Here is a 14,454-nt window from a genome sequence, read left to right on the forward strand (position 1 = left end):
CCAGGTTACGACTGCTCGGGAGCGGCGTCCGACGAGTCGCCGGTCTCCTCGTCGGCTCCCCCGTCCGGCGGTACCGGCGGTGCGGGACGGGCCGGCCGGGCGCCCTCGGGGAGGCGGAGGGGCAGCGGTTCGCGGGGCGCCATCGGCTCGCTCCCGCGGACGACGACCGCCGTGCGGACGACCTCCTCGAGGAGGTCGCCGCGACCGCGGGCGGCGAGCTCGTCGGGCAGCGTGGCGCCGGCGCTCGCGAGGACCTCGGGACCGGAGAACACGGCCCGGACGAACCACCGCGGGCCGTCGACGCCGCAGAAGCGCTGCACCTGCAGGACCTTGCGTCCGTCGGGCAGCTGGGTCGGGACCTGGGCGACGAGCTCGGTGCCGAAGCTGCCCTCCCGCTCCTCGACGCGCCCGCCGCCCGCGGCGACGGCCTTGGCGATCTCGGGGCGGACCTCGTCCCACACCCCGCTGCTGCGCGGGGCGGCGAACGCCGTCAGCTGGACGTTGGACGCCTCGGCCTGCACCGTGACGGCGGCGACCCGCTGCGTCGCCTTGTCGACGTCGAGGCGGACCTTGAGCTCGGGTCGCGCGACGAGGCGCAGCGCCCCGAGGTCGAGCATGCCCTCGGTGGGTGCGGCGGGGTCGGCGGCGTCGAGCGGACCGGTCCCGGGCGACACCGGGACGGGCGCCGGCTCGGGGACGCTGGGGTCGGGCCGGGTCGACCGGCTCCAGAACGGGCTCACGTGTCTCCTCGGGTGCGGGTGCGGTCGGCGGCCGGGTGGGCCGGGCCGGCGGGCTCGAGCGGGCCGCGCCCGGTGGAGCCGAACCCGCCGTCGCCGCGCGCGGAGCCGGGCAGCCGGTCCACCTCGACGAGGCGCACCCCCGGCAGGTCGACGACGACGAGCTGGGCGACACGCTCCCCCGCGCGCAGCTCCACCGTGTCGTCGGGGTCGGTGTTGTGCAACGTCACGCGCACCTCGCCGCGGTAGCCCGCGTCGACGGTGCCGGGGGCGTTGAGCACCGTCACGCCGTGGCGGGCGGCGAGCCCCGAGCGCGGCAGCACGAAGGCTGCCGCACCGTCGGGCAGGGCGAGCGCCACGCCGGTCCCGACGGTCGCGCGCCGCCCGGGGGCGAGCACGACGTCCTCGGTGGTGACGAGGTCGAGCCCGGCGTCGCCGGGGCGGGCGCGCGCGGGCAGCGGCACGCCGGCGTCGCGGCGGACGAGGACGACGACCTCGTGGCGCTGGTCGCTGCGGTCGCCGGGCACGGGGACAGAGCCTAGCCACCGGGCGCGGGGGCCTCGGACCCCGTCGGTGGTGCCCGCGGACGGCCTGGCACGCTCTGTGTCGTGGTGGAGGCCGTGTCCGAGGCGGAGCAGGAGCGGTTCCGGGAGCGGCTGTGGCCCGCGCCGTGGGTGTGGGGCGGAGGGGCGCTGGTCGCGCTCACGCTCGGCGTCGTGTTCGTGCCGGCGACGGACCTCGTCGCCGCCAGCGTCGTCGCCGTGGTCGCGCTGGGGGCGGTCGCGGCGCTCCTCGCGTGGTGGAGCCCTGTGGTGCGGGTCGTCGAGCCCGCGCCGGGCGCCGGACTGTGGTTGCAGGCGGGCGACGCCCGCATCCCCGTCGTCGCGCTCGGTCCCGCGGTCCCGCTCGACGCCCCGACCATGCGGCACGAGCTCGGGCCGGGCCTGGACGCGCGCTCCCACCGCTGCATCCGCGGCTGGGTCGCGAGCGGTGTCCGGGTCCCCGTCACCGACCCCCGCGACCCGGTGCCCTACTGGCTGGTGAGCACCCGTCGTCCGGAGCGGCTGGCCGCGGCGCTGGCCGCTGCGACGGGGCCCGCCGGGGCGGGGTGACCCGCCCCGGCGACGTCCTGGTGCGTGCGCCTCAGGCGCACTCGCTGCAGATGGGGAGGCCGTCCTTCTCGCCGGCGAGCTGGCTGCGGTGGTGCACGAGGAAGCACGAGCCGCACGTGAACTCGTCCTGCTGCGGCGGGAGGACCTGGACGGACAGGTCCTCGTTGGACAGGTCGGCGCCGGGGAGCTCGAAGCCCTCGGCGGCCTCCGCCTCGTCCTCGTCGACCTGCCCGGTCTTCGTGTCGCCCCGGCGCGCCTTCAGCTCCTCGATGGAGTCCTCGGAGTCGTCGTCGGTCTTGCGCGGTGCGTCGTAGTCGGTCGCCACTGGCGTCGTCACACTCCACGGTCGGGTGGGCCGGGAACCTGCTCCCCGGTCCGGGGCTGTCACGCCAACGTCGCGGCGCGGCAGTTCATGCCCGCGACGTCTCGCGGCGCGCGATTGTGCCCTACCGGGGCGTCGTCCACCACGGCGGGGGGTCAGACGGGTCCGGCCGCCCTGACGCCCGTGGCGGCCTCCGCCTCGCGGAGCAGCACGTCGAGGGCGTGGGCGACGCCGGGCGCGGCCGCGACGACGAGCTCGCGGGAGGGGCGCCCCCCGTCCGGCCCGTGGACGGTCCCGCCCGCCTCCGCCACGACGAGCGCGCCCGCGGCGTGGTCCCACGGGTTGAGCTCCCGCTCGACGTAGGCGTCGAGTCGCCCGGCCCCGACGGCGCAGAGGTCGAGCGCCGCCGAGCCGATCCGGCGGACGTCCCGCACCCGCGGCAGGAGGTGGGCCAGGAGCCTCGCCTGCTCGTCGCGGACCTCCGGCCGGTAGGAGAAGCCGGTGCCGAGCAGGCACACCTCGAGGTCCGTGCAGCCGGACGTCCGCAGCGGTGCGCCGTCGAGGTCGGCGCCGTGTCCGGCGGCGGCGGAGAAGGTCTCGTCGCGCGCGACGTCGTGCACCGCCCCGGCGAGCGGCTGCCACACCGCCGGGTCGCCGGGACCCGCGACGACGGCGACGCTCACCGCGTACGCGCCGATGCCGTAGAGGTAGTTGACGGTGCCGTCGAGGGGGTCGAGCACCCACGTGAGCCCGGACCGGCCCTCGCTGGCGCCGCCCTCCTCCCCGAGCACGGCGTCGTCGGGCCGGAGCTCCGCCAGCCGCTCCCTCAGCAGCGCCTCCGCCGCCTCGTCGGCCGCGGTCACGACGTCGGTCCCGCTGGACTTCGTCCGCGCGACCGCGACGTCCCCGGCGACGGCGCGCCGGTGCTCGCGCAGCAGGTCGCCGGTCTCCGCGGCGAGCCTGCGCGCGAGCGCCCGCAGCCCCTCCGGGTCAGGCGCCGGCACGCTCACCGGCCACGGCGGGCTGCTGCCAGTCCTCCCCGCACGCCGCGGGCCGGTCCGGGGTGCGGAGGTTCGCGCAGCAGCCGACCGGGCACACGCTGTGGCTGGGTCCCCACGGCCCGACCGCGGGGCGCTGCGGGTCCTCGCCGCGCGCCACGGCCGCGCGCTCCACGAGGAGGTCGACGAGCCCCCGGACGAAGGCGGGTGCCGTGCCGACGGTGGCGGCCCGGGCCATGACGAGGCCGAGCTCGTCGGCGGTCTCCTGCGCCTCGGTGTCGATGTCGAACTTCACCTCCATGTGGTCGGAGACGAAGCCGATCGGGGACACGACGACCGCCCGGGCACCTCCCTCGTGGAGGGCCCGCAGGTGGTCGTTGACGTCCGGCTCGAGCCACGGCTGCGTCGGCGGGCCGGAGCGGGAGCAGTAGACGAGGTCCCACGCCACCTCGCGACCGAGCCGTTCACCGACGGCGCCGGCGACGCTCGCGCACACGTCGCGGTGCTGCGCGCTGTACGCGCCCCCGTCGGGACCGGAGGCGTCCTCCATCGCGTCGGGGACCGAGTGGGTGACGAACACGAGGCGGGCGTCGTCGTGGCCCTCGGGCAGCGAGCGGTAGGCGGACTCGACGGCGTCGGTGTTCGCCGCGACGAAGCCCGGCACGTTGAAGTAGTGGCGCACCTTGTCGACGGCGACGGCGCGCCCCTCGGCGGCGAGCGCGAGGACGCTCGCGGCGATGTCCTCGCGGTACTGCCGGCAGCCGGAGTACGAGCTGTAGGCGGAGGTGACGACGGCGAGCACGCGCCGGGCCCCGCCGTCGTGGGCCTCGCGGAGGGTGTCGGTGAGGTACGGCTCCCAGTTCCGGTTGCCCCACACGAGCGGCAGGTCGACGCCGCGGGCGTCGAGCTCGGCGCGCAGGGCGGCGAGGAGGGCGCGGTTCTGGTCGTTGATGGGGCTCCGCCCGCCGAAGTGGAGGTAGTGCTCGGCCACGGCCTCCAGCCGTTCCCGGGGGATGCCGCGCCCGCGCGTCACGTTCTCGAGGAAGGGCATGACGTCGTCGGGGCCCTCCGGCCCCCCGAAGGAGAGCAGGAGGAGCGCGTCGTAGGGGCGCAGGTCCGCAGGGCTCGGCGTCGCGTCGGGGTCCACGGGCCGATTCTCGCCCGGGCGGCGCCCGGGCGGCACGCCGGGCCACCCGTCCGCCCGACACGCGCCCGGCCTGCGTCGCCGCGAGCCGCAGCGGTGGCACAGTGCAGGTCACGGGACGGCCCGCCGCGAGGCCTCGGTGCGGCGGTCCCGCGGGACGGAGGCGAGGCATGGACACCCTGCGACTGGTCGAGGTCGCCCCGGACGGCGAGCTCGTCCTCATGACGGGCGACGGGCGCCGGTTCCGGTTCGAGGTCGACGAGCAGGTCCGGACGGCGGTGCGCCGCACGCGCCCCGCACCCACCCCGGGCCCGGACGACCGGACCCCGCGGCCCGGCCCCCGCGAGGTGCAGGCGCGCATCCGCGCCGGTGCCGACGCCGAGGAGGTCGCGTCGCAGACCGGTCTCGACGTCGACTACGTGCGCCGCTTCGAGGGCCCGGTGCTCGCCGAGCGCGCCCACGTCAGCGAGGTCGCGCGGGCCGCGCTCGTCGACCGCGGCGACCCCGGCTCGTCTCTCGAGCGGGTCGTCCTCGACGAGCTCGGCGCCGACGGCGGGTCGGTCGACGACGTCCGCTGGGACTCCCGCAAGGTGGAGGGGACCCGCTGGCACGTCGTCGCCCGCTCGCGCAGCGCGGGGACGGTGCAGGAGGCGACGTGGGTGTTCGACACCGCCACCCGCTCCCTCGAGGCCGCCGACGCCGCCGCGGAGCGCCTCACCGGCGCGGAACGCCGACGGCGCCTCAGTGCGGTGCGGGAGACCGTCTTCGACGTCGAGCGCCCCGCGCCGGGGACCGGACGCCCGCGCGGTGGCACGGTCGAGCTGCTCGACACCCTCGCGCGTCAGCGGGGTCGCCGACCCGTCCTGGCCACCGACGCCCTGGGCGTCGGGCGGGACGCCGCCGAGGAGCGGCCCGCACCGGTGGTGGAGCAGGCGGAGCAGGCGGAGGGAACGGACGAGGAGGCCGCGCCCGGCGACGGGCCGGCGCCCGCGACCACCACCCGTCGCCCGCTGGGGCTCGTCCGTGCGGGCGGTACCGCGGAGCCGGTGGAGGGCTCCGGGGACGTTCCCGCGAGCCCGAGCATCGAGCCGGACCTGCTCAGCGAGCTCCACCTCGACGTGCCGCTGCCCGCGCCGCTCCCCCGACCCTCCTCGGCCCCGGCCGACCGGCGCCGACCTGCGGCGTCGTCGTTCGAGGCGGCCCGCACGGGAACCGAGCCGGACCCGGCGAAGCGGCCCCGGCGGCGCCGCGCGGCCGTGCCGAGCTGGGACGAGATCGTGTTCGGGGCGAAGCGCGACGGCTGAGGGGGCCCGTCAGCCGCCGGCGCGCGGCGCGGCGGGATACCCCTCCCACAGCGTCGCCGCCCGGCGCTCCGCCTCCTGCTCCCGGCGGCGGCGCTCCGCCTCGGCCTGTGCGACGAGCTGGGCGCCCGGGTCGATGGGGCAGGACCCGGCCTCCTCCGCCGCCCACGGCAGCACGTCCGGGGACAGGGTGCCCGCCCCCGCCGCGGCCGCGGTCATCCGCCGCATGAAGTGGCGGCGGCACAGGACCTCGTAGGCGATGACGGACCGGTCGCCGTCGGTGCTGACGTCGCCCACGACGACCTGCGCGCCGTCGACGACCATGCGCCCGTCGACCGTGCGCGCGTTGTGGGTGCCCCGTCGCCCGCACCAGCACAGTGCCGCGACCTGCAGCACCTCGACGCGGTCGGCGAGCTCGACGAGTCGCTTCGAACCGGGGAACAGCTGCGCCCGGAAGTCGCTCGTGATCCCGAAGGCGAAGACGTCGACGCCCAGCTCGTCGACGACCCGCGCGAGCTGGTCGACCTGCTCGGCCGTGTAGAACTGCGCCTCGTCGCACACGAGGTAGTCGACCCGTCGGCCCGCCAGACGCGCGTCGACGACGACCTGCCAGAGGTCGGTGCCGTCCGCGACCTCGCGGGCGGGGCGGTCGAGGCCGAGCCGGCTCGACACCCTGCCCTCGCCGGCGCGGTCCCGCCGCGAGAACAGCATCCCCTGCAGGCCCCGCGCGGCCCGGGTGTGGTCGACCTGCAGGGCGAGGGTCGACTTGCCGGAGTCCATCGTCCCGCAGAAGAAGACGAGCTCGGCCACGCCCGCCGACGCTACCGGGCCCGTCACGGCAGCAGCCGCAGCAGCGGGACGGCGGTCTCGACGTCGGTCACGGACCCGTGCTGGCCGACCATGCCGAGCAGGGAGGCCTCGTCGCGCTCGCTGTCGACGACGGCGAGGTCACCGTGGGCCGCCACGAGGACGTCCCCCACGCGGGCCCGGACGCGCGACCCCGGCTCGCCCCCGAGCCAGCCGGCGGCGACCGCCGAGTCGAGGACGCGGACCTCCGCGCGGCCCGCGAGGGCGTCGGCCCAGCGCCCGGCGACGCGCTCGGCGGCGCCGGGCCCGGTCCGCAGCTGCACGAGGCGGGGTTCGCCCGCCGTCGCGAGGACCTCCTCCCGCAGGTGGGGGTGCTCGGCGACGTCGAGGCGGCGCTGCGGGGGGCAGTCGACCATGCCGTGATCGGCGGTGACGAGGACGACCGCGTCGGCGGGCGCCAGCCTGCGCAGCGCGGCGAGCCCCGCGTCGATGCGCTCGAGCTCCCCGGCCCACTCGTGCGAGCCGCAGCCCCGGGCGTGCCCGGTCTTGTCGACGTCCCCCCAGTACACGTTGACCATGGCGCGGGGCGTGGCGCGCAGGGCGCGGGCGGCGGCGGCGACGCGCGCGTCGAGGCTCTCGGCGGCGACGTAGCGGGGACCCCGCAGCGCCGCGCGGGTGAGTCCGGACCCTGCGAACTGCTTCGGCCCGACCATCGTGACGGGCACCCCGGTGGCGAGGACGCGCTCGAAGACCGTGGGGTGCGGTTGCCACTCCTCGGGGTCGACGTCGGCCGGCCACGTGAGGTGGTTGACGACACCGGTCCCGCCGGGCCGGAAGGCACGGTAGCCGACGAGCCCGTGCGCGGCGGGGTGGCAGCCGGTGCCGAGCGTCGCGAGCGCCGTCGCCGTCGTCGACGGGACGGTCGTCCGCAGCTCCGTGGCGGCGCCGTCCGGCTGTGACTGCGCCGCCCGGCGCAGCGCCGGGGCGTGGCCGCCGCGCTCGGCGAGCAGCCGCGCGCCGAGACCGTCGACGAGGACGGTGCACACGCGCGGCCAGCGGCCCAGGCCCAGCGCCGGGTCGACGTCGAACCCGTCGGCCTCCAGCGCCCCCGCGACGCCGGGCAGGAGCCTGGCCAGCGAGGGGGCGGGGTCGCTCACCGGCCCGAGGTCGCGGCCGACAGGGCGCGGGCGAAGCGGAGGGCCTCCTCGACCGCGTCGTGCCCCTCGGCGTCGGCGCTGACCCGGAGCGAGAGGTCGTCGCCGGTGACGCTGCCGGTGTAGCCGTGGTCCGCCTCGCACTCCGGGTCCGCGCACGCGGCGGGCTCGAGGTCGACCCGGCTCGCGATGCCCCAGGCGACGCCGAGGGTCACCTCGCGCGGGAGCCCCCCGGGCCGGTACCGCTCGGGGCGGTCGACGACGTGCGTGACGACGACGGCCGTCACGCGGTCCAGCGGGACGGCCTCCGTGCTCGCCATCGCGTACGTGCGGCCCGTGGCGGCCGCGGGGACCTGCTCCGGGTGCCCCGGCGGGGTGGTCCGGCCGTCGCCCTCGGTGTGGTCGTCGGCGTGGGCGACGATGAGGCGGGTGGGGGTGAGCACGAGCACCGTGACGTGGCGGCGCACCTCGTCGCCCTCGTCGAAGGTCGTCTCCGGGTGGACGAAGTGCTCGAGGGCCTCCTCGCCCGCGAGCGCGACCCGCACGACGTCGGCGACGACCGCCGGGTAGTAGCCGGCGCGCTCGACCGCCCGCACCAGCGCCGCGGGCAGCTCCGGGCCGGTGCCGTCGTGGCGGCGGGGTCCTCTCGGTCGGGTCTCGCGCACCCGGGCATCCTGCCACCTACCGGCGTCAGGGCAGCGGCAGCAGCGTGCGGCGCGGTCCGTCGACCCGGGCGGTGGGCGGCGGCGCGACGCGGGCGGTCGCGTCGAGGACGGCCGCGCCGTCCCCGTGGACGTGGACCGGCTGCAGCCGCAGCGACGCCACCTGCGGCAGGTCCTCGGCCAGGCGCGACACCCGCGCGACGACGTCCTCCAGCGCGGCGACGTCGACCAGCGGGCGACCGCCGTGCCCGAGCAGGCGAGGCGCGGCGCGCACGCCGCGCACGAGGTCGTGGACGTCCGTGGTCGTGAGCGGGGGGATGCGGTGCGCGACGTCACCGAGCAGGTCGATGGCGTCGCCGGCCAGCCCGAACGACACGATCGGCCCGAACAGCGGGTCCTCCGCGGTGGTGACGACGGTCGAGACCCCGCGCGGGGCCATGTGCTGCACGAGGAGGACCGGGGGCCCCTCCGCGTCCCCCAGCTCGACGCACATCTCGGCGACGTCCGCGCGCAGCTCGGCCTCGTCGGCGATCGACAGCCGGATCCCGCCGGTGTCGAGCCGGTGCCGCAGGGCCGCCGCCTTGAGGACCACGGGGTAGCCCACCTCGGCGGCCGCGGCCGCGGCGCCGTCGGCGTCGACCACCTCCCGGGTCGGCCACATCCCGACCCCGTAGCAGGACAGGAGGGCCACGACCTCCGCGCGGGTGAGGTCGCGTCCCGCCGGGGCGTCCCGCAGGACGTCGGTGACGAGGGTGCGGGCCGCGCGGACGTCGACGTCGGGCGGGTCGACGAGCGGACCGGTCTCGCGGCGGCGCCACTGCGCGTAGCGGACGACGGCGGCGAGGGCGCGGACGGCGTCCTCGGGCAGCGGGTACGCCGGCACCGGCGCGAGGCCGGTGTCGGGCGAGCCGACGAGGCGGGGGCCGATGAAGCACGCGACGGTCGTGCGGCCCGAGCCGTGGGCCCGTCGCTGCAGCACCTCCTGCACCTCGTCGGAGTCGGCCTGCAGGGGCGGGATGAAGGTCGCGACCACGGCGTCGACGTCGTCGCGGCCGTACACCTCCTCCAGCGCGACCGCGAACTCCTCGGCGTCCGCCTCGGCGCGCACCGCCCGCGGCTCGCCCGCGACGGTGAGGCCCCACGAGCCGCACGCGCCCGCTGCGAGGGCGTTGAGGGCCGGGGAGTTGCCCACGACGGCGACCCGCTCCCCCGCCGGCAGCGGCTGGTGGAGGACGACCTGCGCGACGTCGAAGAGCTGGTGGAGGTTCTCGGTGCGGATGACACCCGCCTGCCGCAGCATCGCGTCGAACGCCTGCGGCGGCGCCCCGCTGCGGCGGACGTCGTGCCCGGGCGGGACGCCGTACTCGCTCACCCAGCTCTTGACGACGACGGTCGGCTTGCTCCGCGCGAGCTGTCGGGCGATGCGGGAGAACTTCCGCGGGTTGCCGACGCTCTCGAGGTACAGCCCGACGACGGCGGTGCGGGGGTCGTCGAGCCAGTACTGCATGGCGTCGTTGCCGGACACGTCGGCGCGGTTGCCGGCCGACAGGAACGAGGACACCCCGAGCCCGCGCCGTTCTGCGCTCGACAGCACGGCGACCCCGAGCGCCCCGGACTGCGAGAACAGCGCGAGGCCGCCGGCGACCGGCAGCCGTGGGGCGACCGAGGCGTTGAGCCGGACGCCCGGGTCGGTGTTGATGATCCCGAAGCTGCTCGGACCGATGATGCGGATGCCGTTGGCCCGGGCGAGGCGGACGAGCTCGTGCTGCCGCTCCACCCCCTCCTCCCCCACCTCGGCGAAGCCGCCCGAGACGACGACGGCGCCCTTGACGCCGAGGTCGACGCACTGCGACAGCACGTCGGCCACGCCGTCCGCCGGGACCGTGACGACCGCCAGGTCGACCGGGCCCGGCACCTCCTCCACCGAGTGGTACGCGCGGGCGCCTCCGAGCTCGAGCGCCTCCCGGTTCACCACGTGGACCGGGCCCGTGAAGCCGCCGTCGACGAGCGCGGCGAGGATGCGGGCCCCCACGGTGCCCGGGTCCCGGCTCGCGCCGACGACGACGACGGAGCGCGCGTTGAGCAGCGCCCGCATGCTGAGGGACTCCGCGCGGTGCTCGCGCGCCGCCATGACCTCGAGCGACCGGGCGGTCGCGTCGATGTCGAAGCCGACCTCGATGACACCGTCGTCGAGGTGGTGCGAGACCTCGTACCCGGCCTCCCGGAACACCCCGAGCATCTTCTGGTTCGCCGGTAGGACGTCGGCGACGAAGCGGCGGACCCCGTTCTCCCGTGCCGCGGCCGCGAGGTGCTCGAGCAGCACGGAGCCGATCCCCCGGCCCTGGTGGGCGTCGGAGATGTTGAAGGCGACCTCGGCGGTCTCGACGGGCCCGTCGGCGGAGTCGGGGTGGTCCCCCAGACCCTCGTACCGGCCGATGCCGATGATCTCGTCGCGGACCGTCGCGACCAGCGCGACACGACGCACGTGGTCGACGGTGACGAACCGGGCGAGGTCGGCCGCGCTGATGCGCGGCATCGGGGCGAAGAACCGGAAGTAGATCGACCGCGGGCTCTGCTGGGCGTGGAAGCGCTCGATGCGGGGGGCGTCGTCGGGGCGGATCGGGCGCACGTGCGCCACGCCGCCGTCGCGCAGCACGACGTCGGCCTCCCAGTGCCCCGGGTACGGGGGCGCGGCCGCCGGGTCGCTCACCTGGTCGACGCTACCGGTCTGCCACGATCGGGGGGTGAGCCCAGCACGACGCCGGCGAGGCGAGCCCGAGCTGCCCGAGCCGGGCCCGGACGAGATCGGGACCGTCGTCGACATCGACGTGCAGGACGAGATGCAGGGCGCGTTCCTCGAGTACGCGTACTCCGTCATCTACTCCCGTGCCCTGCCGGACGCCCGGGACGGCCTGAAGCCGGTGCAGCGGCGCATCGTCTACCAGATGGCCGACATGGGACTGCGGCCCGAGCGGCCCCACGTCAAGAGCGCCCGTGTCGTCGGCGAGGTCATGGGCAAGCTCCACCCCCACGGCGACGGCGCGATCTACGACGCCCTGGTCCGGCTCGCGCAGCCGTTCACCATGCGGCTGCCCCTCGTCGACGGGCACGGCAACTTCGGTTCCCTCGACGCCGGACCCGCCGCCGCGCGCTACACCGAGGCCCGGCCCGCGCCCGCGGCTCCCCTGCTGACGGCGAGCCTCGACGAGGACGTCGTCGACACCGTCGACAACTACGACGGCTCCCTGCAGCAGCCGGAGGTGCTGCCGGCGGCCTTCCCCAACCTCCTCGTCAACGGCGCGAGCGGCATCGCCGTCGGCATGGCGACGAGCATGCCGCCGCACAACCTCGGGGAGGTCGTCGCCGCCGCACGGCACCTCGTCCGGCACCCGCAGGCGACGCTCGCCGAGCTCGCCCGCTACGTGCCGGGACCGGACTTCCCCACCGGCGGGATCGTCGTGGGGCTCGACGGCGTCCGCGAGGCCTACGAGAGCGGGCGGGGCACGTTCCGGCTGCGCGGCCGGGTCGACGTCGAGGCCGTGACCGCCCGGCGCAAGGGGCTCGTCGTCACCGAGCTGCCGTACGGCGTCGGGCCCGAGCGGCTCGTGGAGAAGATCAGCGAGGCGGTGAAGAACCGCAAGGTCGACGGCATCGCGGGCCTGCAGGACCTCTCCGACGGCCGCCGTGGCCTGCGGGTCGTCGTCGAGCTGAAGTCCGGCTTCGACCCCGACGCGGTCCTCGCGCAGCTGTACCGGCTCACGCCGCTGGAGGAGACGGTCGCGGTCAACAACGTCGCGCTCGTCGACGGCCGGCCCCGCACCCTGGGGCTGCGGGAGCTCCTCGAGGTGTACGTCGACTTCCGTCTCGACGTCGTCCGCCGCCGCACGCGGCACCGGCTCGACGTCGCCGAGCGCGACCTCCACCTCGTCGAGGGCCTGCTCGTCGCCGTCCTCGACATCGACGAGGTCATCCAGGTCATCCGCACGAGCGACGACTCCGGCGCCGCGCGCGAGCGGCTCATGCAGGTCTTCGACCTGTCCCAGGCGCAGGCCGAGCACATCCTCGAGATGCGGCTGCGCCGCCTCACACGCTTCTCCACCCTCGAGCTCGAGCAGCGGCGGGACGAGCTCCGGGAGCGCATCGACGGCCTGCGCGCCCTCCTGGGCTCGGAGGAGCGGCTCCGCGAGACCGTCGCCGACGAGCTCGACGCCGTCGCCGCCGAGCACGGCACGCCCCGACGGACCGTCCTGCTCGAGGGCGAGGTGCCGCAGCCGCGCGGTCGGGCCGCCGCGGTCGACCTCGAGGTGCCGGACACGCCGTGCCGGGTGCTGCTGGGCGCGACGGGCCTGCTCGCGCGCACCGCCGACGACTCCCCGCTCGTGCGGCCCGAGGGGCCCCGGGAGCGCAGCCGCCACGACGTCGTGCGCGCCGGGGTGCTGACGACCAGCCGCGCCGAGGTCGGGGTCGTCACGAGCCTCGGGCGCTGCGTGCGGGTCCCGGTCGTCGACCTGCCCGCCCTGCCGCCGACGGCCTCCCCCGTGAGCCTGTCCGGGGGCGTGTCGGTGAGCGAGGCGGCGGGCCTCGCGGCCGGCGAGGCCGTGGTGGGTCTCGTCGCGCTCGCCGAGGCCACCCCGCTCGGCCTCGTCACCGTGCGGGGCGTCGTCAAGCGCGTCGTCCCGGACGTGCCGCCCGGCCGCGAGGACTGGGAGGTCGTCCGGCTCGCCGACGGCGACGCGGTCGTCGCAGCCTTCCCGTGCGCGGACGACGACGAGGTCGTCGTGGTCGCCGACGACGCCAGCCTGCTGCGCTTCGCCGCCGCCGCGGTGCGACCGCAGGGACGCGCCGCGGGCGGCATGGCGGGCATGCGCCTCGCCGCGGGCGCCCGCGTGCTCGCCGCCACGGCGGTGCCCGCGGCGGCGGAGGACCACGTCGTCGCCACCGCCGCGGGGGCCTCGGGCGCGCTGCCCGGCAGCCCCGCGTCGTCGGTGAAGGTGAGCCCGTTCGCCGCCTACCCCGCGAAGGGCCGGGGCACGGGTGGGGTGCGAGCGCACCGCTTCCTCAAGGGCGAGGACGCGCTCGTCGCGGCCTGGGTGGGGCCGGGTCCTGCGCTCGCGGCCGGGACCACGGGCGCGCCCGTCCCCCTGCCGGAGGCGGACCCGCGCCGGGACGGCTCCGGCTCGCGTCCCGCCGGCAGCGTCGTGCTGCTCGGCGGCGTGCCCCTGTGACGGCGGGCGGGACCCAGGGCGAGGTCCCCGCCCGGTGCAGCGTGCTCGCCGCCGCGGTCGGCGAGCCGGTGGAGGGGACGGCCCCGCACGCGGTGGCGTGGGTGGGGATCGTCCTGCCGGGGGCGTGGCCCCGGCGGGCCATCGACCGGGTGCCCGAGGAGCTCGCGAGGGCGCTCGAGCGGGTCCCGCGGGTCCGACCGGTGCTGCTGCGACCGGTGCCTGGCCACCCCGTCCCGGACGTCGGGCTCGTGCTCGCAGGCACCGTGCCGGGTCGCGCGTGGCTGCGGACGGTCGGTCCCGACGAGCAGGAGGCGGCGCTCGCCCGCCTCGTCGCCCCGGACGGTGGCGCGGTCGCACTGCTCGCCCAGGGTCGCGACCCGGGCGTCGGGCGCCGCGAGACACGACCAGCGGTCCTCGTGTGCACCAACGGCGCGCGCGACCGGTGCTGTGCCCTCGCCGGACGACCCGCGGCCGCGCTGCTCGCGCACCGGCTCCCCCGGGAGCGCGTCCTCGTGTGGGAGTCCAGCCACCTCGGGGGGCACCGGTTCGCGCCCACCGCCGCGGTTCTGCCCCACGGGGTGCTGCTCGGCGGTCTCGGCCCCGACCCGGCCGTCCTCGCCCACGCCGTCGACGACCAGCTCGCCGGGCGCCACGTCGTGGAGGGCTACCGGGGCCGGTCCACGTACCCGCCCGTCGAGCAGGTCGCCGAGGCCGCCGTGCGCCGGCACCTCGCCGTCGTCGCGACGAACGCCGGACCGGACGACGTCCACGTCGACGGGAGCGGCCCCCACCCCGAGGACCCCGCGGCGACGCTCGTCCTCCTGCGGCACACCGGTGGCCGCACGTTCCGGGTGCGGGTGAAGCAGGAGGTCACCGACGAGCTCCGCCCCAGCTCGTGCGAGGCGGAGCCCAGCCCGGTAGCCGTCTGGCACGCCGACGTGGACGCCGACCCGCAGCCCGGGGTGTGGTTCGGCGGCTGAGCCGGGGCTGTC

Annotated in this window: 13 protein-coding genes; 4 read left to right on the forward strand and 9 right to left on the reverse strand. The window is 77.2% G+C overall.

Annotated features, from left to right (window positions below):
• Positions 1 to 5 precede the first annotated feature (5 nt).
• Positions 6 to 740: a DUF3710 domain-containing protein gene (locus tag WAB14_RS07670; RefSeq protein ID WP_340268970.1), complete on the reverse strand. Its 735-nt coding sequence runs from the start codon at positions 738 to 740 to the stop codon at positions 6 to 8.
• The gene (dut, locus tag WAB14_RS07675; RefSeq protein WP_340268971.1) at positions 737 to 1,264 is read right to left on the reverse strand and encodes a dUTP diphosphatase; all 528 of its coding nucleotides are present in this window, start codon (positions 1,262 to 1,264) and stop codon (positions 737 to 739) included. The genes WAB14_RS07670 and dut overlap by 4 nt, the downstream gene beginning before the upstream one ends.
• An 81-nt stretch (positions 1,265 to 1,345) precedes the next feature.
• Here dut and WAB14_RS07680 point away from each other — a divergent pair, with 81 nt between their 5' ends.
• Positions 1,346 to 1,849, forward strand: coding sequence for a DUF3093 domain-containing protein (locus WAB14_RS07680; protein ID WP_340268972.1), 504 nt, complete (start codon positions 1,346 to 1,348; stop codon positions 1,847 to 1,849).
• 31 nt (positions 1,850 to 1,880) lie between these two features.
• Here WAB14_RS07680 and WAB14_RS07685 read toward each other — a convergent pair whose 3' ends face one another.
• From WAB14_RS07685 to WAB14_RS07695, 3 genes are all read right to left on the reverse strand, one after another.
• Entirely contained in the window at positions 1,881 to 2,174 is a 294-nt protein-coding gene (locus tag WAB14_RS07685; protein WP_340269172.1) for a DUF4193 domain-containing protein, read from the reverse strand.
• A gap of 152 nt (positions 2,175 to 2,326) precedes the next feature.
• Entirely contained in the window at positions 2,327 to 3,175 is an 849-nt protein-coding gene (locus tag WAB14_RS07690) for an inositol monophosphatase family protein (RefSeq protein ID WP_340268973.1), read from the reverse strand.
• Positions 3,162 to 4,316: a ferrochelatase gene (locus WAB14_RS07695; protein ID WP_340268974.1), complete on the reverse strand. Its 1,155-nt coding sequence runs from the start codon at positions 4,314 to 4,316 to the stop codon at positions 3,162 to 3,164. Before WAB14_RS07695 ends, WAB14_RS07690 begins: the two co-directional genes overlap by 14 nt.
• A 167-nt stretch (positions 4,317 to 4,483) precedes the next feature.
• Between WAB14_RS07695 and sepH the strand changes: the two genes are divergently transcribed.
• Complete coding sequence (gene sepH, locus WAB14_RS07700; protein WP_340268975.1) at positions 4,484 to 5,617, forward strand: septation protein SepH; 1,134 nt, start codon at positions 4,484 to 4,486, stop codon at positions 5,615 to 5,617.
• Between the two features lie 9 nt (positions 5,618 to 5,626).
• Here sepH and WAB14_RS07705 read toward each other — a convergent pair whose 3' ends face one another.
• From WAB14_RS07705 to WAB14_RS07720, 4 genes are read right to left on the reverse strand one after another with little or no spacing between them, the layout of a single operon-like run.
• A complete protein-coding gene (locus WAB14_RS07705; RefSeq protein WP_340268976.1) occupies positions 5,627 to 6,424 on the reverse strand; it encodes a thymidine kinase in 798 nt (265 codons plus the stop codon).
• Between the two features lie 23 nt (positions 6,425 to 6,447).
• The gene (locus WAB14_RS07710; protein ID WP_340268977.1) at positions 6,448 to 7,578 is read right to left on the reverse strand and encodes an alkaline phosphatase family protein; all 1,131 of its coding nucleotides are present in this window, start codon (positions 7,576 to 7,578) and stop codon (positions 6,448 to 6,450) included.
• Positions 7,575 to 8,240 carry a DUF5998 family protein gene (locus tag WAB14_RS07715; RefSeq protein ID WP_340268978.1) on the reverse strand — a complete coding sequence of 222 codons (666 nt, stop codon included), beginning with the start codon at positions 8,238 to 8,240 and terminating at the stop codon, positions 7,575 to 7,577. Before WAB14_RS07715 ends, WAB14_RS07710 begins: the two co-directional genes overlap by 4 nt.
• 25 nt (positions 8,241 to 8,265) lie before the next feature.
• Entirely contained in the window at positions 8,266 to 10,947 is a 2,682-nt protein-coding gene (locus WAB14_RS07720) for a bifunctional acetate--CoA ligase family protein/GNAT family N-acetyltransferase (protein ID WP_340268979.1), read from the reverse strand.
• Between the two features lie 130 nt (positions 10,948 to 11,077).
• On the opposite strand from WAB14_RS07720, the gene WAB14_RS07725 reads away from it, so the two are divergent.
• Both WAB14_RS07725 and WAB14_RS07730 read left to right on the forward strand, forming a co-directional pair.
• Positions 11,078 to 13,462 (forward strand): DNA gyrase/topoisomerase IV subunit A, encoded by a 2,385-nt coding sequence (locus tag WAB14_RS07725; protein WP_340269173.1) that lies wholly within the window; start codon positions 11,078 to 11,080, stop codon positions 13,460 to 13,462.
• Positions 13,459 to 14,442 (forward strand): sucrase ferredoxin, encoded by a 984-nt coding sequence (locus WAB14_RS07730; protein ID WP_340268980.1) that lies wholly within the window; start codon positions 13,459 to 13,461, stop codon positions 14,440 to 14,442. The genes WAB14_RS07725 and WAB14_RS07730 overlap by 4 nt, the downstream gene beginning before the upstream one ends.
• Positions 14,443 to 14,454 lie beyond the last annotated feature (12 nt).

It is taken from the genome of Aquipuribacter nitratireducens (genome assembly GCF_037860835.1).
Lineage (GTDB): Bacteria > Actinomycetota > Actinomycetes > Actinomycetales > JBBAYJ01 > Aquipuribacter > Aquipuribacter nitratireducens.

What these genes read in the sequence shown, in the direction of transcription:
- sepH (WP_340268975.1), top strand. Translation starts at nt 4,484, where the DNA reads ATGGACACCCTGCGACTGGTCGAGGTCGCCCCGGACGGCGAGCTCGTC.
- WAB14_RS07725 (WP_340269173.1), top strand. Translation starts at nt 11,078, where the DNA reads ATGCAGGGCGCGTTCCTCGAGTACGCGTACTCCGTCATCTACTCCCGT.